The sequence below is a fragment of the Geothrix sp. PMB-07 genome, assembly GCF_030758935.1.
In the GTDB taxonomy this organism is placed as follows: domain Bacteria; phylum Acidobacteriota; class Holophagae; order Holophagales; family Holophagaceae; genus Geothrix.
The window spans coordinates 4092544-4113004 of the sequence record NZ_CP132333.1; the positions used below are offsets into that span (position 1 = coordinate 4092544).

At 65.9% G+C, this 20461-nt stretch carries 15 protein-coding genes and 1 tRNA gene; 6 read left to right on the plus strand and 10 right to left on the minus strand.

Annotation, left to right across the window (positions count from 1 at the left end):
• Positions 1 to 14 precede the first annotated feature (14 nt).
• From Q9293_RS17945 to Q9293_RS17985, 9 genes are all read right to left on the minus strand, one after another.
• Positions 15 to 950 (minus strand): metallophosphoesterase, encoded by a 936-nt coding sequence (locus Q9293_RS17945; protein WP_306248885.1) that lies wholly within the window; start codon positions 948 to 950, stop codon positions 15 to 17.
• A gap of 30 nt (positions 951 to 980) precedes the next feature.
• Positions 981 to 3797, minus strand: coding sequence for a TonB-dependent receptor (locus tag Q9293_RS17950; RefSeq protein ID WP_306248886.1), 2817 nt, complete (start codon positions 3795 to 3797; stop codon positions 981 to 983).
• Between the two features lie 258 nt (positions 3798 to 4055).
• Positions 4056 to 4463 (minus strand): ACT domain-containing protein, encoded by a 408-nt coding sequence (locus Q9293_RS17955; protein WP_306248888.1) that lies wholly within the window; start codon positions 4461 to 4463, stop codon positions 4056 to 4058.
• Positions 4460 to 6388: a CocE/NonD family hydrolase gene (locus tag Q9293_RS17960; RefSeq protein WP_306248890.1), complete on the minus strand. Its 1929-nt coding sequence runs from the start codon at positions 6386 to 6388 to the stop codon at positions 4460 to 4462. The genes Q9293_RS17955 and Q9293_RS17960 overlap by 4 nt, the downstream gene beginning before the upstream one ends.
• A gap of 18 nt (positions 6389 to 6406) precedes the next feature.
• Positions 6407 to 7390, minus strand: a complete 984-nt coding sequence (locus Q9293_RS17965) for a phosphotransferase (RefSeq protein ID WP_306248892.1) — start codon at positions 7388 to 7390, stop codon at positions 6407 to 6409.
• 4 nt (positions 7391 to 7394) lie between these two features.
• Positions 7395 to 8243, minus strand: coding sequence for an NTP transferase domain-containing protein (locus Q9293_RS17970; protein ID WP_306248894.1), 849 nt, complete (start codon positions 8241 to 8243; stop codon positions 7395 to 7397).
• The gene (locus tag Q9293_RS17975) at positions 8236 to 9549 is read right to left on the minus strand and encodes a hemolysin family protein (RefSeq protein WP_306248896.1); all 1314 of its coding nucleotides are present in this window, start codon (positions 9547 to 9549) and stop codon (positions 8236 to 8238) included. Before Q9293_RS17975 ends, Q9293_RS17970 begins: the two co-directional genes overlap by 8 nt.
• Before the next feature lie 5 nt (positions 9550 to 9554).
• On the minus strand, positions 9555 to 11300 hold the full coding sequence (locus tag Q9293_RS17980) for a response regulator (RefSeq protein ID WP_306248898.1): 1746 nt from the start codon (positions 11298 to 11300) through the stop codon (positions 9555 to 9557).
• Positions 11301 to 11405: 105 nt separating this feature from the next.
• Positions 11406 to 12908 (minus strand): trypsin-like peptidase domain-containing protein, encoded by a 1503-nt coding sequence (locus tag Q9293_RS17985; RefSeq protein ID WP_306248900.1) that lies wholly within the window; start codon positions 12906 to 12908, stop codon positions 11406 to 11408.
• A gap of 110 nt (positions 12909 to 13018) precedes the next feature.
• Here Q9293_RS17985 and Q9293_RS17990 point away from each other — a divergent pair.
• From Q9293_RS17990 to Q9293_RS18015, 6 genes are all read left to right on the plus strand, one after another.
• A tRNA-His gene (locus tag Q9293_RS17990) sits at positions 13019 to 13095 on the plus strand.
• Between the two features lie 194 nt (positions 13096 to 13289).
• Positions 13290 to 13691 (plus strand): metalloregulator ArsR/SmtB family transcription factor, encoded by a 402-nt coding sequence (locus tag Q9293_RS17995; RefSeq protein ID WP_306248902.1) that lies wholly within the window; start codon positions 13290 to 13292, stop codon positions 13689 to 13691.
• A complete protein-coding gene (locus Q9293_RS18000) occupies positions 13688 to 13957 on the plus strand; it encodes a hypothetical protein (RefSeq protein ID WP_306248904.1) in 270 nt (89 codons plus the stop codon). Before Q9293_RS17995 ends, Q9293_RS18000 begins: the two co-directional genes overlap by 4 nt.
• A 70-nt stretch (positions 13958 to 14027) precedes the next feature.
• Positions 14028 to 15203, plus strand: a complete 1176-nt coding sequence (locus Q9293_RS18005; RefSeq protein WP_306248906.1) for a TolC family protein — start codon at positions 14028 to 14030, stop codon at positions 15201 to 15203.
• Entirely contained in the window at positions 15200 to 16330 is a 1131-nt protein-coding gene (locus Q9293_RS18010; protein WP_306248908.1) for an efflux RND transporter periplasmic adaptor subunit, read from the plus strand. The genes Q9293_RS18005 and Q9293_RS18010 overlap by 4 nt, the downstream gene beginning before the upstream one ends.
• Complete coding sequence (locus tag Q9293_RS18015) at positions 16320 to 19415, plus strand: efflux RND transporter permease subunit (RefSeq protein ID WP_306248910.1); 3096 nt, start codon at positions 16320 to 16322, stop codon at positions 19413 to 19415. Before Q9293_RS18010 ends, Q9293_RS18015 begins: the two co-directional genes overlap by 11 nt.
• 36 nt (positions 19416 to 19451) lie before the next feature.
• On the opposite strand, the gene galE is transcribed toward Q9293_RS18015, so the two are convergent.
• Positions 19452 to 20450 carry a UDP-glucose 4-epimerase GalE gene (galE, locus tag Q9293_RS18020; protein WP_306248912.1) on the minus strand — a complete coding sequence of 333 codons (999 nt, stop codon included), beginning with the start codon at positions 20448 to 20450 and terminating at the stop codon, positions 19452 to 19454.
• Positions 20451 to 20461: the final 11 nt, after the last annotated feature.

A 20461-nucleotide genomic window follows, 5' to 3' on the forward strand; every position in this document is an offset into this window, starting at 1 on the left:
CCTCGAGGGTCGGATTACTTCGTCCACTTGAATTCGTCGATGACTTTCAGCTTGGATCCGGGTCGCGCATCCACAGTCTGAAGGGTGGCAGTGTCGCCTTCAAACGTCAGGAAGGTAATGCATGGAAAGGATCGCACGGTCGGCGTAAATGCAATTTTCGCATCGGGGGCTATGGGATCTTTCCAGCTGGCCCCGCCGGTGCCATTGATGAGGTGTACGATGCCGGACTTGGCGTCGAGGGTGCCATCCGGAAGCATGGGCTTGGTGCGAACGTAGACATGGGCATGGCCGTTCATGACGAACTTGGCCCCATGCTCGTGAAGGGCCTTCAACCAAGGGCCGCAGGTGGCCAGGTAGTTCTCCTTGTAGGTGATGCCATAGGCCGGATCGTGCCAGACGCCAATGAGCCAATCACCCTTGGGCACGGTCTTCAGGTAGCCATCCAGCCAGGTCTGCATGGTGGCGGCATCGGTGAAGAAGCCATCGCAGAAGACGATATGAACATTCCCCTTGTCCCATGCATAAAAATGCGTGGTGTGGTTCAGCGAGTTCGTGGGCAGCACGTCCTTTGTGTACTTGTCATAGACAGCTCGGCACTCGGGCGTCTGGTTTTCATCGCAGTCGTGGTTGCTGGTGCTCAGCAGGAAGCGGCCCTTCACGAAGAGTTTGTCGATGCCCTTGACCTGGAGGGTGCGCTGCCAATCCTTCTCACCGCCCCGGTGCGTGAAATCTCCGCTATGCACCTGCACATCCCAGTCAGTGATGTCGCTGAGCAACACTGACGCGATCTGCTCTGTGGCCTGGTCCAGGTTCTCGCGGGAGTCCCCCCAGAGAGCCACCTTGACCTTCGGAGCCGGAGCGGCTGCTGGCTTCTTGACGGGAATATCCGTAGCCGAAAGACTCCCGGCGAAGCAGGCCAATGAGAGTAAAAGAGCAAGTCGCTTGATCATGGAATCTCCCTCGAAATCACCGGATGTGGTCTACCAGGTCTTCTTCACGCCCACCGAGAAGGTGCGGCTGTAGAACTCGCGCTGGATGTTCCACTGGGGACTGCCGTTGTAGAACCCGAACACTTCGTTGTTGAGGTTGAGGCCGCTGAGAACCACCTTGAGGCCGTTCTTGAAGGTGTAGCTGGCCTGAGCATCGATCTGCGTGTGCGGGTAGAGGTAGGTGTCGCCGTTGGGGCCGTTCAACCCGCCGTCTGCGCCGTCCTGATAGTTGTACGTGAAGATCATCGCGGAGTTGTAGGTGGCGGCCAAACGGAAGGAGAATCCACTCCAATCGTAGGTGATGCCAAAATTAGCAGTGTCCGGGGCGGTGCGCTGAAGGGCCGCGGTGCCGGTGCGACCAGTGCTCGCATCGAAGGTCGCTTTGGAGCTGGTGTGGGTGTAGTTCGTGTCGATGCCCAGCCCGCTCCAGGCCCCGGGCAGGAAGCCCAGATGCTGTTTCCAGGCCACCTCAAAGCCGTAGATGTTCGCCTTGGGGCCGTTGATGGGCTGCACCTGCTTGTAACCATCGTAAAGACCGCCCACGATCTTAGTGGAGGATCCTGCGTAGATGGGATCGCTGAGGTCCTTGTAGAACACACCCGCCGAGAGGATGCCAACCGAGGGCAGGTAACGCTCGAAGATGATGTCGTAGTTGATGCCCTTGGTCGCCTTCAGGTTCGGGTTGCCCGCATCGACTTCCTTGATGGCGACATCGGTGTTGACCTTGAGAGATGGCACGAGCTGGCCGTAGTCGGGGCGCCCAATCGCCCAGCCGTAGACCGCCCGAAGGATGGTGTCCTTGTCAATCTCGTACCGCCAGGACACGCTGGGCAAGAGGTTGGAATAATCCCTGGATCCGTCCACAGGCTCAGTGGACTGCCAGGTCCCACCCGTGGTCAGGTTGATCTTGTTCGCGGTGAAGGTGGTGCTGGTGCGCTCAAGGCGCAGGCCGTACTCCAGCTGCGCAGAATCCACCTGGCTGGTGTTCTTGACGTAGACCGCGGCCACTTTCTCCTTGGCGTCCCAGGTGTTCTGGTCGTTGCCGATGCGGTCAGCAGCGGGGTTTCTGGTGAAGGAGGCCGGGTTGGCGCGGAAGAAATCCGCAATGGTGTACAGCGCACCCAAAGGCCCCAGCTGGTAGTGGCCGCCGTAGAAACCGGAATCCGAGTAGGTATCCAGCGCCCGGTCGAGGGTGAGGCCAGGCTTGCCCTTGGCCGCCGCAAACCCATGGTCATCACTGGAACTGTTCTTATCTTCATCCCGGAATTTCAATCCCGCCTTGAGCAGGCCGCCCTCGTAGGGAAACAGGGCATTGGCTTCGAAAGAGGTGGAACGGGTGGCGCTCGCCTCATCGGTGGTCTTGAATTTGCTGACAACCCACAGAGCGGGATTCTGGAAGGCAACGCTCCCCAGGGGCGTCAGCGTGGGGTAGTTGCCATTGCTGGAATCCACCTGGAACCCGGCCTTGGGCCCGCTGTAGCTGCCCTGCATCTGGCCAACCACATCCTTCGAGGCATGTGAAAAGGAGAGGCTGTAGTCCAGGATGGCGCTGCCCAGGTCATGCTTCCCGCCAGCCGTGATGGAGTAGGTTTCCTCGATGGGACGGCGGTTGCCCACGGTGCCTTTGTAGCTGCCGTTCACATCCGTGGTGGTGGGCGTGAGGAAGTCCCCGGCGGTCACCGTGGTCACCCACTTGTCGCCGAAGTTCTTGAACTTGGAGTAGAAAGCCTTGAGGTAGATCGAAGAGTTGTCATCCAGGCGATAATCAAGTCCGCCTGCTGCACCAAAGCGCTTGCGGTCGTAGCGGTACAGCTGCTCGTTGTTGGAGGTGAACACGGTGGCAGAAGTGCCGCCAGGCAGGGTGACGATTTCCGGCGTGGGCTCGATGTCTTCAATGGTGCGGCCATTGCGGTCGTAAGTCGCTCCAAAGACCACACCCAACGCGTTGTTGGCCAGGTAGCGCTGGGCGAAGGTCCCTTCCACCTGGGTGTTGTACCGGCCCCCAGCTTGGGCATTGCGTCCGGCTTCGTACCCGATGCTGCTCATCCCGCCATCGGGGGCGTTCTTGGTCACCAAGTTCACCGCACCGCCGATGGCATCGCCTTCCAGATCGGCCGACACCGTCTTGTGCAGTTCGATGCTGCCCAGCAGGTCTGACGGAAAGCCATCCAGCTTGATCTGCCGCACACCGGATTCGGCGGAAGGGATACGGGTGCCATTGATGGAAACGCTGGTGAAGCGGGGCTCTAGTCCACGAACCTGAACGTACTTGCCTTCGCCCTCGTCCCGCTCCAGCGAGACGCTGGGCAGGCGGCCAATCGCATCGGCGACATTGGCGTTGGGAAGGCTCTTGATCACTTCGGCCGGCAAAACGTTGATGATCTCCATCGAGTTCTTGGCCTGGTTCAGAGCCTCCACTTCGCCTGTCACTCGGGAATCGGACACCTCCACAACCATGCCCGGAGTCTCCTGCAGCTTGACGTTCAGGGTCTCTGTTCGACCAGCCTCGATCTGCACTTTGATCCGGTAGGGTTCCAACCCCATGTAGAGCACTTCCACGGTGTAGGTGCCCGGAGGCAGTTCCCTTGCCACGAAATGCCCATCCCGGTCCGTCACAGTCGACGTGTTGCCGGGCTTGAGGGACACCGCCGCACCGGCGACCGCGCGCCCTCCAGCAGTTTCCACCCTCCCGCGCAGCGTGCCATCGTGACCAGCTGCTTCTGCCGCAATGACAGGGCTGCCAAGGATCAAAAGCGTCAACAGGGAGACAGAGCCTCCCCGTCCGGGGAAGATGCTTGCGCGGTTCATGGTCCTTCTCCTGGCGGCCATGAGAGGTCGCCGATGGGGGGGTGGGGGAGGGTTTGGGGGTAGCGCCTGGACCGATCACCGTCGGCCAGTGGACTTCCAAGCCCTGATCATCAACGGGAAGGCTGGGGCGCCCCACCTCCGCTTCGCAAAGAGGAGGTAACTTTATCGATCACACCTTGAGATGGCTCCATCTCGACTGACAGATGCGCCCCACCGAGCGCCGTCGGGGCTCGCATCCATGTTGAAGGCAGGCCCTGACTAGCCCTGCGCCCCCGATTGCAGCTCCCTCAGCACGGCCAGGGCGCGCGGGCCCTCGTCCACCGGTACGAAGAGGTGGTCGTGATGAGCCCCGGCCATGACATTGCAGCTGATGCGGGCCTTGGCGAGGGCCTGCGAGAAGGCCGCGGTGAGGCCCACGGCCTCAAGATCCGAGTGGACCTTCAGGGTGATCCAGGCCGCCCGGAAGAGGATGGGCAACCTGTGGGTCTGAGCCACCGCCTCCTTCAGCACCAGGGTGAGGCCCTCATCCTCACGGAAGGTGGCCAGCGGTGCGAGCCCTTCCCAATGGGAGCCATCCGGCACGGAGACGAACACATAGACCCCTTCGTGCAGCACTGGATCCAAGGTACGGAGCAGGCGGTTCAGATCCGAGAGGGGCTGGCTCACTTCACCACCGGCAGTTCCACGAAGCTGGCCTGGCCGGGGGCGTGATAGATGCGCTGAGTGGCGGGGCGGTAATCCTCGGGTTTCGCAAAAAAGATGTTGGGGACGAAGGTCTGGGGATTGCGGTCGTAGAGGGGGAACCAGCTGGACTGGATCTGCACCATCACGCGGTGGCCCGGCAGGAAGACATGGTTGGCCGTGGGCAGGGCGAAGCGGTAGACCAGGGGTGCATCGGCTTTGAGCGCCTTCGGCGCGTCGAGGCTCTCCCGGTAGCGGCCCCGGAAGATGTCCGCGGAAACCATGAGCTGGAACCCACCCATGGCCGGCTGCGCGGCCACTTCATCCGGATAGACATCGATCACCTTCACCACCCAATCGGCATCGGTGCCGCTGGTGGCAGCCACAAGGTTGGCCACCGGCTCGCCGCTGATGCGCAAGGGCGCGCTCAGGGGTTCGGAGATGAAGGCCAGGACATCGGTGCGGCCGGAGGCCTCGCGCTGATCATCCGTGAGCCACTGCGGCCAAGTATGCAGGGCGTCGTAGCCCACAGGCAGAATGGGGCGGGCTCTGAAGGGCACGGGCTTGGCGGGATTCGACACGTAGGCTTCGAAGGGAGCCTCCCCGGCCTTCGGCGGCGTGACCCTCACCTTCAGGCCCGCGCCCAGGTAGAAGGGCGTGGCCGCGATGGCGGTACCCCCGCCAGCCACAGGCCAGCCCGGCAAGCGGCGCCACGCGTTGGTGCCGGTTTCGAAGGCCGTCACCGGCGCCAGGTCGGCCTTGGGCCCCTTCTCGCGCAGGTGTTCTTCCAGGAAAGCCCGCAGCACGTTCTGGCGGAACTGCAGGCCAGTGTCCTGGCTGAATTTCAGCGGCCCCAGGCTGCTGCCATCCCCGATCTCACCGCCGTGATTCCAGGGCCCCATGGCCAGGTGCAGCAGGTTCCCACTGTCCTTGGGTTTGAGGGCCTTCCACACGGCGATGGCCCCGTAGATGTCCTCCGCATCGTAGAGGCTGTGCACCAGCAGGGTGGGCACGGTCAGCGGTCGCTCCGCCAGCACCCGGTCCATGGCCTGCTGCTGCCAGAAGCTGTCGTAGGCAGGATGCTCGGCGACCTTCCGCCAGAAGCCCAGCTGCTCCATGCCCCGGCGGCGGGCCAATTCGCCCGTGGAGCCCGCTTGCAGGAACATGTCGTAGTCGTCGTAGTGGCTGCTCCACCACTTGGCGTCGTTGCCGCGGGTGGCCTGCTGCTCGTAGATGTAGGTCAGGTTCTGGGCGCGGAAGGCACCGTTGTGGAACCAGTCATCGCCGCGCCAGCCATCGACCATGGGGTTCATGGGCACGGCCGCCTTCAGCGCGGGATGGGGATTCACGAGGGCCATCAGGGGCAGGAACCCGTCGTACGAGATGCCCAGGATGCCCACGCGGCCATTGCTTTCGGGCAGGTGCTTCACCAGCCAGTCGATGGTGTCGTAGGTGTCGGTGCTGTGATCCACCGCGCTGGGGTTCAGCGGTCCCTGCAAGGGACGGTTCATGACGTACTCGCCTTCGGAACCGTATTTCCCTCGAATGTCCTGCACCACACGGATGTAACCGCCCTCCACGATGAGATCCGCGACGTTGTCGTAGCCCTGCAGGATGGGCTCCAGGTGGGCGCTATGGGCGTGACCTGTGAGCTCCGCGGCGTTGTAGGGCGTGCGCGTGAGGAGGATCGGTGCCTCCTTGGCACCCTTCGGAATCAGGATGATGGTGCGCAGCCGAGTCCCATCCCGCATGGGAATCATCTCTTCGCGGCGGAGGTAGTCCCAGCTGTCCGTGGCCACCTTGAAGGCCGCCGGCATTTCATTGGGCTGGCTTGGTGCCTGGGCCTGGAGGCCACCCGGGACCAGAGTCAATGTCAACGTGGCCATGGGAAGGAAACCGGATCGCAGCATGCCCGCTCCTGTGGTGATTTAGCCCTTCAACAACCGGTCCTCCGCGAGCCTCAGCAGGTGCTCGCTGGTCAGGACGCCATCCTGGTGGTTCATGCGCTGGAAGTGGCCGCGGAGGTGGCGCAGGGTACGGGGTACCGCGGAAGCGAAGTGCGCCTTTTTTTTGTGCACCAGCTGGTGGCCGAAGGTGCCCAGAGCCTTGAGGCTTCGCTGCAGGGCGCTGAGATTCAGCTCCTCTGCCAAGGCATCATGGCTCCAGCCCAGTTCGTGCTGCAGCGGCTCCACGAGGGCGCGGCCCGCCTCCCGGGACCAATCCCAATAGGCGTCATAGAGCAGACTGGCCAGATCGTAAGTGGCCGCGCCCCGCCGCGCATCCTGGAAATCGATGGCCACCAGGCGGTCACCGTGGACCATGAGGTTGCGCACATGGAAATCGCGATGGACGAAGAACCGGGCGCGCGTCTCCAGACTGGCGTGCACCTCCTCCATCATGCGATCCAGCCAGCGCGGCGGTTCCTTCTGGAGGAAATCCTCGAAGAAGTTCTGACGGCAGTAGTCCCACTCGAACTCGAACTTGGCCTGATCGAAGGCCCGGCTCATAAAGAAGGTGTGGCCCGGCGCCCCCAGGGTGAGGGGGCCTGCCAAAGTGGCCAGAAGGTATCCGGCCTTTTGAGCCCAATCCATCTCTTCTTCAGGATGCTCCACCAGCCGCCGCTCCAGCGTGGTATCGCCGAGATCCTCCACCAGCAAGCAGCGATCTTCATCATGGCTCTGCAGGATGGTGGGCACCCGCAGCAGCGGATCCAGATAGGCCTGCAGGGCGCGAAACTCGAAATAGCTGTCGTCGATCTTCTCCGCTGTGTCCAGGGGGTGCAGCACCACCAGGGCCGTGCCCACCTGCGGATGCGCCACGCGCACATACTGACGTGCGCCGGCGTCCCCCATGAGCGGCCTCGGCTCCGACAGGTGCCAGCGATCCAGGGCGCGTTGCAGACGAACATCCATGGTTTCAGGGTAAGCCCAAGCGCACCTGGCTGCCCCCCTCCTCGAACCAAAGGGCGTGATGATCGGTCAGGGCCGGAGGTGGCGCGGCCTCGGGACCCAGGATGCAGGCAGTGAGACGGCCCGAGGGATGAGCACCGGGATGCACATAGCAGCCGGGCAGTCGACCCTCCTGCAGCGGGGCCAACGCTGCGGCGGCTTCGATCAGGGCCTCGGGGGTGCCCACCTCCCGCCAGGCGAAGGGATCCACCACCACGCCGAGGTGCCCGCCGGGGGTACCTGCCAGCCGGGGGCGCAGGACCTCATTCACCTCGCTGGGGCCTTCGGGCAACAAGGCCAGAGCCTCCGGCGACCAGGCGGCGGCGCCGGTAAAATGGAATGGCCCCTGGGGACCCACCACGCCCTTGGGCAGGATCCGGTTCCGTTCATCCATCCACACGGGGTTCCAGCGGCCCCCGGGGTGGGGGATGAGCAGCCAGCTCAGGGTGGCCCTGGCCGAGCGATGGGCTTCCCGCAGGCGGTCAAAGGGCACGGTCTCGGCCCATACATCGGCGTTCCACGTAAGCAGCTCAGCTTCCACGCGGCCCAAGGCGTGGCGGAGGCCCCCAGCGCTGCCCAGCAGGTGGGGTTCCTCGCAGACTTCGATGCCTTCGGCCACGGCCCGGAGCCGCTCCACGTGAAGGTGGGCATTGCAGCCCAGACGGGTGAGTCCCGCGCGGCGCATGGCGTCAGCGCCCCACTGCAGCAAAGGCCGGTCCCGCAGGGTCCAGGCGGGTTTGGGCAGGCAGCAGCTCAGGGGGCCCATGCGCAGGCCCAGCCCGGCCGCGAGCAGGAAGCCATCGAGCGGCTCAGGCATCGGGCTCCACCGGTTCTGGGGGCAGGGGCTTGAGCAGGAACTGGTTCGGGGCCAACCCACGCATGGACAGCACCCGGATGCGCCAGCCCTGCAAGCGCAACTCGTCGCCGGGGCGCAACACCCGGCCCAGCTGCTCCTGGAAGAAGCCACCCAGGCTCACGGAACCCGCCTCGGTTTCCAGGTTCAGCTGCAGGTGATCTTCCAGTTGCTCTAGCAGCACGTTGCCCTGGGCCAGCCAGGCCCCGCCCCGGGTGCGGCGCAATTGGATGGCCTCGCGGTCGAACTCATCCTGGATTTCGCCCACCAGTTCTTCGAGCACATCCTCCAGCGTCACCAGCCCATCCACGCCGCCGTGCTCATTCACCACCAGCGCGAGATGCTGCTTGCGCTGCTGGAATTCCAGCAGCAGGCCCTGGATGGGCTTCATCTCCGGCACGAAGAAGGCCGGTCGGGCCAGGCTACGCAGATCCACGGCGCCGTCTTGATCCTGCATGGCCCAGAGCAGTTCCTTGATGTGAATGACACCCACGACACGATCAAGATCACCTTCCACCAGGGGAATGCGGGTGTGGGGCGTGGTACGGGCCAGGGCCAGGTTGTCTGCCAGGCTGCGGGTGAGGTCAAAGCAGACCACGCGGGCCCGCGGCACGGAGATCTCTTTCACCATGCGGCGGCTGAAATCGAAGACATTTTCGATGAGTTCCTTGCGGTCCAGCTCCAGGTGGCCCTCCGCCTGGCTGCGTTCCAGCATGCGGCGGAACTCGGCTTCAGAAGGCAGCAGGTCCTCGGCGTCGGCGTCGGGCCGCACGCCGAATACGCCCAGCACCAGGTGGCTCAGTTTCGTCAGCCCCCAGGTGAGGGGCCGCACCAGGCGCGACCAGGCCAGCAGCGGTGTGGCCGTGCGCAGGGCCCAGGGCAGGGCCGCGCGGATGGCGAGGCTGCGGGGCACCAGCTCCGCCAGCACCACATGCAGGGTGGTCATCACCAGCAGGGCCAGGCCAGTACTGAAGGGCAGCACCAGGCGGGGCCAGGGCAGATGGCCGAACAGGGCCCGGAACGGGTGGCTGAACAGCTCCTCACCCACGGCACCCAGGGCCAGGGCGCAAAGCACGATGCCTGCTTGGATGGCCGAGAGGTGGTGGGAGAGCCCGCGGTGCACCTCCATGGCGCGGTGGGCTCGCGAATCCGAATCCGCCAGGGCCTCCAGTTGGGTCATGCGCACGCGCACGGCGGCGAATTCCGCCATGACGAAAAAACCGCTGAGGAGGATGAGGGCGGCGCAGACGAGGGCCGCAGCGAGGGTCACGGCGATCAGCCCCTGGCCAGATCCGAACCGCGCCGCAGCTTGTCCTGGATGTCCTGAAGCAAGCTGTCCAGGTTCTGAAGTCGATCCTTGTGCTCGGAGAGCTGCCCATGAACGGCCTGCTTTTCACGCTCGAGGGTGGCGTGCGCATCCTGCTGATCCCCCAAGGCGCGGTGGAGCCGGTTGATCTCCGCCTCCTTCTGGTCGAGGCCACTCATCAATTCCAGCCGTTCGCCATCATGCTGGATCTTGGCTGCGTCGAGATCCAGGTGCGCCGTGTTCAGCCGGGCGGACAACTGGGTGATCTCCTCCTGGTGCTGGTGGATGATCTCCTGCTGGGCGAGCAGCTTTTGCTCACGATCCGTCAGCTCGGTGCGGCTGGCATCCCGTTCGGCTTCCACCTGCTTCAGCCGCAGGCCCAGCTCCGCCAGATCCCGGCCTTGACCGCGCATGGTGGCTTCCACCCCGGCCAGTTCCATCTGGGTGGTATGGACCTTCTCCACCTGGTTCGTCAGCTCCAGGAGGGTCGACTGGTGGAGGGCCTCCAGGTTGGCCTGCTGCTGCACCATGCCTTCGAGGGTGGCATTCAGCTGGTTCTGGGCACTCTGGGCGTTTTCCAGCTCCCTCCGGAGAGAGGCCAGGGCTTCCTCTTTCTGGTTTAGGGCAGCCTCCCGGTCACGGTCTTTGGCAGCAAGGGCCTCGGCCATCTCGCGTGCTTTGGCCGTCAGCGCCTCTTCCAAGTCCTTGGTCTTGGCCCGGAAGGGTTCGAGGTCCATGTTTTCGCGCAGCAGACGATCCCGCTCCTTGAGGAGTTCAATGGCGCGCTGGGATTTCTCACCCACCTGATGGTTGAGGGACTCCACCTGCAGGATCAAATCGGTGCGCTCGGTGAGGGCCTCCTTCAGCTGCGCCTTGAGGGTTTCCAGGCTCTCCCCTTCCCGGCCGCGGCTTTCCTCCAGAGCCTTCAATGCGGCTTCCGTTTCAGCCAAGCGGGTTTTCAGCGCTTCCGATTCCCGGTTGCTGCGCTCCAGTTCATCCAGGTTCAGGGTGACGGAATTCAGCTGACGCTGGATCTGCTGGGCCTCGGCCTCGGCCTTCTGAAGGCGCTGCTCGGTGGCCGCCAGGCGCTGATCCTTGAGGCGCATCTCTTCGTGCAGCGAAGCGATCTGGTCTTCCAGCAGCTTCATGTGGCGGGAATCCGGCGGCACGTCTCCCGAAGGGGCATCCAGATGGGTGGTCTGGGCCGGGGAGGAGGGGCGCACTCCGAAAACGGGGGCGGAGGGTGAGCCCTGGTTATCCAGGTTGGATTTCAGGCTGTCCAGCCAGTCATCGCCCAGTTCCGTATCCACCAATTCGCCAAAGGGGTTGTCGGGGTCCAGGGTCCGTCCCGGAACCAGCGGCGTCAGGGCCGCCACCAGGGCGCTGGGTGCAATGGGTTTGTGGAGGTAGACATCTGCGCGACCCTTGAGGCTCTGGTGCCGCCGGTATTCCTCCTCGGTGGCCTTGCCGCTGATGAGAACGATCTTCACGCCATCCAGCTTGGCGTTCTTCCGAATGGAGGAGCACAGCGCGTAGCCCTTGTTGTCGGCCACTTCCACGCAAATGAACACGGCGGCGAAATCGCCACTTTCCAACCGGGAGAGCACACCCTCCGGGGAGGAGGCCACCTCCAGGTCGAAGGCCGCTTCCAGGCTGACTTGGTGCTCTTTGAGGAAGCTCCGGTCGCTGTCCACAAGGAGAAGGCGTTGGCCCATGGCTGGTCCTTAGGCTGGGTTGAACCCCCAAGTCTAGCGGAATGAAGGAAGCCCCGGTATTCCCGGGGCTTCCTTCATTCACATCTTGTGCACTCGAGCTTGGGTTCAGCGGGGCGGAATGGCCAACGTGACCTTCTGGCTCCCGTTGGGCGTCTGGACGAAAAGCAGCAGGGGCCGCCCACCGGCCTTCTTCACCTGGGCATTGAACTCCGCCAGGTTGTTCACGGGCTGGCGGCCCACTTCCGTGATGATCACGCCCGGCGCCAAGCCCCGGTCCGCGGCCGGGGAACGGGGATCCACGGTGGTCACCACCACACCCTTGAGCCGGTTCTTGGCATCTGCAAGTTCAACCGTGAAGCCGTAGGTCTTCTCCAGATTGACGGTCTTCGGGTCGCCCTGGGATTTCTGGGCCGGTTCATCCTCGGGCTCTTCGCCCGCATCGCGGCGGCGCTGATCCTCGATGGCCTTGCGGTCGCCCAGGGTGGCCGTCAGGGTGAGGGTCTTCCCGTCCCGCTGGACCGTGAGCTTGATGGTCTCGCCGGCGCGGCGGCCTGAAACCGCGGCCACCAGTTCATCCGGGCTGTTGACGGTCTGGCCATCCACGGCGCTGATGACATCCAGGCGCTGCAGGCCGGCCTTGTCCGCGGCCTGGCCCTTCTCCACCGCACTGACCACCACGCCCTGCTTGCTGCCCAAGGCTTCCTGATAGGCCTGGTCCAGATCCTGGGGGGTGATTCCCAGGTAGCCGCGGCTGACGGGCTTGCCGCTACGCAGGTCCTTCAGGATGCGGTTCACCATGCTGATGGGCACCGCGAAGCCGATGTTCTGGCCAGCGGGATTGATGGCGGTGTTGATGCCCACCACCTCGCCCCGCAGGTTCAGCAGGGGACCGCCCGAGTTGCCGCGGTTGATGGCGGCGTCGGTCTGCAGGAAGGAACTGACACCCGGATCGAGCTTGCGGCCCTTGGCACTGATGATGCCCTGGGTGACGGTATGTTCCAGACCGAAGGGGTTGCCGATGGCCACCACCCACTCGCCGATGCGCAGGGAATCGGACTCACCCAGCTTGGCGAAGGGCAGGTGGGCCGCATCGATCTTGATGAGCGCAATGTCCAGTTCCTTGTCCTTGCCCAGCACGGTGGCCTTGTAGGTCTTCCCGTCGCTGGTCTTCACTTCCAACGTGTTGTCGCCGCCCATGCTGGCGATGACGTGGTGGTTCGTGAGGATCTCGCCCGAGGCCGAGATGATCACGCCAGAGCCCGAAGAGGCCGCCTTCTGCTCGTCATCCCCGCCCCGGGGCGTGCGCCGCTGCTGGGGCCCGCCGGGGCCGAAGAAGAAATCGAAGAAATCCTGGCCGCCCACAGATGGGTGATCAAACCCCCGGCGGTTCTTCACAAAGCTGGTGTTGGTGATGGCCACCACCGTGGGGTTCAGCTTTTCGGCCACATCGGCGATGGGCGGCAGGCGGTCGAGCCCCTTCGCATCCACCACCACGGGCTTTTCTTCCTGGGCCGAAACCACCCAACCGTGGCTGAGACCCATGCCCAGAGCCATGCACCCGGCCGCGAAGGCCGACAACCCCAGAACCTGTTTCACCTGACGATTCATGGAACTCCTCACTTGGCCGGATCCCCGGCGTATCTGTTCGATGACCACAGTCCCCCGAAGGTTCCCGCTGGTCATCCTGGGCCGACCAGGATAATCTGGGTGGTCCAACGGCGGCTGTAGCTCAGTTGGTTAGAGTACTGGATTGTGATTCCAGGTGTCGCCGGTTCGAGTCCGGTCAGCCGCCCCAGAATGAAAAGGCCCCCGAATGGGGGCTTTTTCATTCTGGGACAAGCCAAAGGACTCGAACCGGCGACAGTGGGCTTGCGGAGGCCTTCCGGGGGAAGGCCGGGAGCAAGACCGGCAGACCGCCAAGCGGGCTGCGGCCGGTCATTCTCCGTCCACTCTCACCTAATTACACTCACCCGTGTAATAATACCCCCGATGGCCGCATCCACCCCGACACCCTGCCCCCCCAAGGCACCCCTCCAGGCGCGCCCGCTGCTGGACGCGCCCCTGGCCAAGGAGCTGGCGGACCTCTTCGACGTGCTGGCCTCGGGTACCCGGCTGCGGCTGCTCCACGCGCTGGTGCGGCTGGACGATCCCTGCATGGGCGATCTGGCGGAGGCCGTGGGCATGAAGCCCCAGGCCGTCTCCAACCAGCTGCGGCGGCTGGTGGATCTGGGCATCCTCGCCACCCGCCGCCACGGCACCCACATCCACTACCGCATCGTCGATCCCTGCCTGACCCGGCTGCTGCACCATGCCCTCTGTCTCCGCGAGGAGACTCACGCCCTCTGCCTCCACGAGGAAACCCGTGGCCAAGCCCCCATGGGCCAGCCATGAGGCGCTGGATCGCCATCCTCCTGCTCTGTTTGGCTTCCGTGTATCTGGGCGCCACCAGCCTCGATCAGTGCGCCGAAGGCCCCGGAGACGACTGCGCCCCCATCTGCCACATCCTCTGCGCCGATGGCTGCGGCACGGTGCCGGTGCCCGAGACGCCCCGGCCCCCCGCCGCGGATCCCCTGCCGGATCCCGCTTTCCTGGCGGAACAAAGCGCCGACCTGATCAGCCTCGACATCGAACCCGAGAAGGAGCCGCCCCGGGCCTGAGGCTCTGAGCGCCTAGATCCGCGGCCGGGCCTCGCCCTGCCTCGCCTTCTCCAGTCCTTTCGAGGTTCCCATGCGTGCCCTCCTTCTGGGGGCTCTGCCCGGCCTGCTCCTGGCCCAGGCTCCGCCTCTTTCTTATGACGACATTCTCCAGCGGGCTCGAACCAGCCCGAGCCAACTTCGCACCGAAGCCCTGCTGGCCGAACGGCACCGCGCCCTGAGCGCCAGTCGCGGTTTCCTGCGGGATAGTCCTTCCCTGGCCGCGGCCGCGGGCCCCCGCACGCGACCCGGAGTTTCCAGCACCAGCGATCAGTCTCTGGACCTGGACCTGCCTCTCTTCCTGTCACCCGCCGTTCGCCAGCGCCTGGAGACAACCCTTGGACAGGCGGATCCCGCCTTGCGGGAAGCCACCCGCATCGAGGACCGGTTCCGCCTGCGGCAGGCCTACCTGGAGGCCTGGCTGGCAGAACGGCAGCTGCAGCTTCGGGAGGCGGATCTCGCCACGGTTCAGACCTGGCTGAAGGCCGCCCGGGCCCGCCTGGAAGCCGGGGCTGATCCCGCCTTCCAGGTGAGTCTGGTGGAAGGCGAAACCCTGCGGGCCCTGGCGGATCTGGACGAGGCCCGGCGCCAGCGGTTGGCCGTCTGGGCGACCCTTCAGGCTCTGGCCGAGGTGCCTTCCCAGCCCGTTCCGTTGGCGGATCCCGGGGAGCCGTCCGCACTCCCCGTCGCGGAACTTCCCGCCCGATTTCAGGCCGGGGTGCTGAGGCGGGCGCTCCAGACCCGGCTGAGCCTCGATGAACAGGCCCTCCGCCACCAGGAGGCCCTGGCCACCAGCCGCTGGAGCCTGCGGGGCAGCTATGCCCGGGAAGGTGAGGAGCGCATCGGCAAGGTCGGCCTGGCCTACCGCTTTTCGCGCCCTGGGGAAACCCAGGCCATCCGCCGCGATACCGAGGCTTCGCTCCAGGTCGCCACTCGCGAAACAGACATCGCTCTGCTGAACCTCGACGCCCGCTTTCAATCCGCCCTTACCCGGGCCCAGGAAGCGATGCCGCCCCTTCCTTTTCTTGGCTTCAGTTCGGCCCTCAAGGCCATCCAGCTTCGCCTGGAGGAAGGCCGGGAGCGGCCGTCCGAGGCCCTGCCCATCCGCCGCCAATTGCTCGAGGCCCAGGCCGCGTCCTACCGGCGCCTCCAGGCGGCCCACCTGCTCAGCGCCGAGCTCGAAGCCCTCACGCAAGGAGTGAATCCATGACCCGCTTGCTTCGCCATTCCCTGCTGTCCCTGACGCTGGTGGCCAGCACAGCCTGTGGACGCAAGGCCGCCACAATTGAAGCCAAGGAGTCCCACGGAGCGGCAACGGGTCACGAGGCCGCCGACGCCCGACTGCCCCTGAAGGACATCCGGGGCCTCCACTTCGTGGTCGTGCCCGAGCCCAGGCCCGAGGGCGCCTGGTACCCCGCCGAGGCCATCGGCGATGAATCCGCCCAGGCCCTGCTCAGCAGCCCCGTGAAGGGCATCGTCTCCGCGGTGCGGGTGCCACCCGGACAGCGCGTGAGCCCCGGCACGGTACTGCTGGCCATCCAGAGCCCGGAGCTGGCCCGGCTCAAGGCGGACTGGCTGTCCGCCCGGGCCCGACGGGAGCGCACCGAGGCCGAACTGGCCCGTGAGCAGCGGCTCTTCCAGGCCCAGGCAGGCTCCCGTCGAGAGCTGGAGACCGCGGGCAGCGAAGCCGCCACGGCCCGGGCCGAGGAGGACGCCGCCCGCCTGGCCCTGGAAGCCCGAGGCCTCAGTCCGGAAGCCGCCGGAGCCATGCTGAGCCTGCGCGCGCCAAGGGGCGGATCGGTCACCGCCTACACCGTGCAGCTGGGGCAGGGGGTCGAAGCGGGCCAGGAACTGGGCCGCTTCCAGACGGCTTCCGCGGCCATCGCACGGCTGGAGCTGCCGCTGCCCGCCCCACAGGACTGGCAGCCCGGCACCCTCACCGAGGTGCGCAAGAGTGACGGCCAGCGCTGGCAGGCACGCCTGGAGGGCACACCCGCGGCCCTCAGCACCGACACGCGCCGACTGAGCTACCGCCTGCGCCTGCTGGGTGCCACCCTGCCGCTGCCGGGCACGCCCCTGGAAGTCCGCGTGCCGTTGGCGACCTCCGTGGTGTTGCCCCAGAGCGCCCTTCAGCAGGTGGAGGGGACCTGGGGCGTCTTCGTGAAAGTCGGCGAGGCGGCGGAATTCCGGCCCGTGCGCCGCGGCCCGGAACTGGGCACGGACGTGATGGTGCTGAGTGGCGTGAAGCCCGGCGAAAGCGTGGCCGGAGAAGGCGCCTACCTGCTCAAGTCGCTCCAGATCAAGCGCAAGAGCGGAGGGGATGACCATGACCACTGAAAATGTCCTGCCCACAGCAACCCATCACCAGAGCCTGATGCGCCGCTGGTTCGACTGGATGCTCCCCCGCAAGGGCTGGGTCTTCGCCCTGGCCCTGCTATGGGGTGCCGCGGGTCTCGCCAGCTTCCTGACCCTGAAGCGCGATCTCTTCCCGGACCTCTCCCTGCCCAGCCTCAATCTGCTCATCCAGAGCCCGGGCCGCGCCGCCACAGAGTTGGAACTCACCGTCGCCCAGCCGGTGGAACAGGCCCTCGGCGGCCTTCCGGGCGTCAAGCGCGTGGTGAGCACGTTACAAGCAGAAGTGGTGCAGATCGTGGTCTCCTTCGAGGGCGACACCGATCCCTGGCGGGCCCGGCAGCTGGTGGCTGAGCGGCTGGCCGGCATCCTTGGCAGCTTCCCGGAAGGCACCCGGGCCCCCCTGGTTTCCAGCGCGGCGGGGCGGCTGCAGGAAATCATGGAGATCGTGCTCGAAGGCCCGGCCGCGGATCCCATTCGGTTGCGCGATCACGCAGAACAGGTGCTGATCCCCCGGTTGCAGGCGGTACCCGGCGTGGCGCGGGTGGAACGCCTGGGCGGCGAGGAACGCCAGCTCCAGGTCATCGTCCAACCCGAGCGCATGCGCCTGCAGGGCGTGAGCCTGGACCAGATCCTGGAGGCCCTGGACGGCAGCCATCAGGACAGTGCCGCCGGTGTCATGGAGATCCAGGACAAGGGTTGGTTCATCACCGTGGGCAGCCTGGCCGCCGGACCCGAAACCGTGAAACAGCTGCGCCTGAAGACGCCCCAGGGCGCCATTCTTCTGGGCGATGTCGCCGATGTCCGCGAGGGTGCCGCCTTCCGGCGCGGCCTCGCACGGCATCAGGGCCACCAGGATGTGAGCCTGCGGGTGGTGCGCCAGCCCTCAGCGGAAACCCTGACCGTGGCCAAGGCCACGCGCCAAGCGCTGGACGAACTGCGCCAAAGCCTGCCCCAGGGCATGGAACTCACCCTGATGTACGACCAGGGCACCCTGGTGAATCACGCCCTGGATGGCGTCACCCTGGCCCTCCTGCTGGGAGGGGTCTTCGTGGCCCTCGTCCTGGTGCTGCTCCTCGGCAACCTGCGGGCGGCCCTCATCGTCATCGTGGTGCTGCCCCTGGCCACCCTCGGGGCGGCCATCCCCCTGAAAGCTGCGGGTCTGGGCCTCAACGCGATGACCCTGGGCGGCCTCGCCATCGCCGTGGGTCTGTTGGTGGATGCAGCCGTCATCATGGTGGAGAACCTGGCGCACCGCCTGAATGAGCAGCGAGATCCAGGAGCCTCCCGCCAGGCGGCCCTCACGCGAGCGGCCGCCGAAGTGGGCCTGCCCATCCTCACGGCGGTGCTGGTGATCCTCGCCGTCTTCATCCCGCTGCTGGCCCTGGGTGGCCTCGCGGGGCGCCTCTACGCGCCGCTGGCCCTGGCCATCGCCAGTGCCATGACCCTCAGCCTGCTGCTGAGCTTCACCCTGGTGCCCGCCCTGGTGGAGCGCTTCCTTCCTCCTGGCGCCAGCCTCGAGGAACCCCGATTGGTTCAGGCCCTCAAGCGGATCTACCGTCCCGCCCTGACTTGGGCCATGGCCCACGGCGCCCTCGTGCGGGTGTTCGCCCTGGGCCTGACGATTCCCAGCCTGTGGCTGGCCCTGAACCTGGGCAGCAACTTCCTGCCGACCCTCGATGAAGGGGCCCTGCTGCTCAACAGCATCCTGCCCGCGGAAACCAGCCTCGCCGCCGTGGACGAGGCCAATTTCCAGCTGGAGCAGAAGCTGGTGGACCTGCCCGGCGTGGCCTCTGTCTACCGCCGCACGGGCCGTTCCGAACTCACCGAAGACCCCATGCCCCACACCATCTCCGATGTGCTCGTGGTGCTGGACGGCACCCGGCGGACCGCGCTGGTGCAGAAGGATGTGGCTGAGCGCATCGAGGATCTGCCCTTTCCCGTGGAGCTGACCACCCCCATGCAGATGCGCATCGCCGAGGGCATCGGCGGCACGCCCGCCGACATCCAGGTGAAGCTCTTCCATCCCGACCTGGCGGCGCTCCAGGCGCGGCTGCCGACCCTCCAGGAAGCCCTGGCCAAGGTGCCGGGGGTGGCCTCCCTCACGCCGGAAGGGGCGGGCGCCCTGCCGAAATGGACCGTGGTGCCCGACGAGGACGCCCTGCGCCGCCTCGACGTGCCCCGCACCCTCATCGCGAAGACGCTGAAGGCGGCCCTGCAGGGCCAGGAAACGGCGCCCCGCTTCGTCGGCCCGCAGCGCATCGAGCGGGTGGTGCGCTTCCCCGACGATGGCCGCACCAGCCCCGAATCCCTCAAGCGCCTGCCCCTGGTGCTGGGAGATGGCCGCGTGGTGGACCTGGGCCAGGTGGCCCACTTCCAGGAGGCCAGCACCCCCAGCCTGATCCGCCGCGAGGCCGCTCAGCGGCGCCTGGCCCTGAACATCCGCACCGACGGAGATCTGGGCGGCACCGCGAAGCGCCTCGAGCAGGCTCTGAAAGGGTTCGATCTGCCCAAGGGCACGGTGGTGAAGCTGGGCGGCAAGATCGAAGAGGCCCGGGACACCCAGCAGCGGTTGCGGCTCGCCATCGGCGCAGCCCTGATCCTGGTGGTGGGGCTGCTCTACATGGCTCTGCGCCGCTGGCGCGAGGTCATGGTGGTGGTGCTCACCCTACCCGATGCGTTCGCGGGCGGCCTCTTCGCCCTCTGGCTGGCGGGGGAGACCTGGAACATCAGCTCCATCGTGGGAATGATCGGCCTCTTCGGCGTGGCCGTGCAGAACAGCCTCGTGCTCATTTCCCAGGCCAAGCAGCTCATGGTCGCGGGTCTGCCCTTTGAAGAGGCGCTGAAGGAGGCCAGCCTCGGCCGGGTGCGCCCCAAGCTCATGACCGCAGGCAGTGCCATCCTGGGCCTGATGCCCATGCTGCTGGGCCTGGGAGGCAGTGAGCTGGAGCGGCCCCTCGCCATCGTCATGGTGGGCGGCCTCATCACCAGCACCCTCTTCACCCTGCTGGCCCTGCCCAGTTTCTATGCGTGGGTGGGCCGCCCGCACACCGAGGAACCGGCTTCGTAAATGAGAGCTGGCTGGGGGGCGTCCCGCGGATGCCCCTCAGTCGGCGTAGCCCTCGGGATGCTGGCGCCGCCAGTCCCATGCGCTCTGCACAATGGCTTCCAGGCTGGGATGCCGTGGCACCCAGCCCAGCTCCCGGCGGATCTTGTCGCTGGAGGCCACCAGCACCGCCGGGTCGCCCGCCCGGCGGGGCTCGGCTTCCACGGGAATGGGGTGGCCCGTGACCTTCCGCGCCACTTCGACGACCTCGCGCACCGAGTAGCCCTGGCCATTGCCCAGGTTGTAGATGAGCGGGGATGCCTGGCCTTCGCCCTGCTCCAGGGCGCGAAGGGCCAGCAGGTGGGCGCTGGCCAGATCTTCCACGTGGATGTAGTCGCGGATGCAGGTGCCATCGGGCGTCGGGTAGTCTTCGCCGAAGAGCTTGATGGAGGCTCTGCGCCCTGCCGCCACATCGAGGATGAGGGGGATGAGGTGGGTCTCCGGGTGGTGATCCTCCCCCAGGCGCTCCGAGCACCCGGCGGCGTTGAAGTAGCGCAGGGCCGCGTAGCTCAGTCCCCGCAGCCGGTGCATCCAGTCGAGGGCGCCCTCCACCAGCAGCTTGGCGTAGCCGTAGGCGTTGGTCGGCTGCTGCGGATGAGCCTCGTCGATGGGCGTGTACTGGGGCTCACCGTAGGTCGCTGCGGTGGAGCTGAACACAAACCGCTTCACGCCCGCCCGGAGCATCGCATCCAGCAGCACCAGCGGGCGGGCCGTGTTGTTCACGAAGAAGCGCTCTGGCTGCTGCATGGATTCGCCCGCCTCGATGTAGGCGGCGAAGTGGAGTACCGCATCCACGGCCCGCTCGGCGAAGACCTCATCCAGCAGAGCTGCGTCGCCACAATCGCCTTGGACGAAGGTCGCCTGCGGGTGCACCACCGAGCGGTGCCCCTTTTCCAGGCTGTCCAGCACGGTCACGGCGTAGCCTTCGCGAATAAGCAGGTCCACCGTATGGCTGCCAATGAAACCGGCGCCGCCGGTGATGAGGACATGTCTGGTCATGGGTGCTCCCG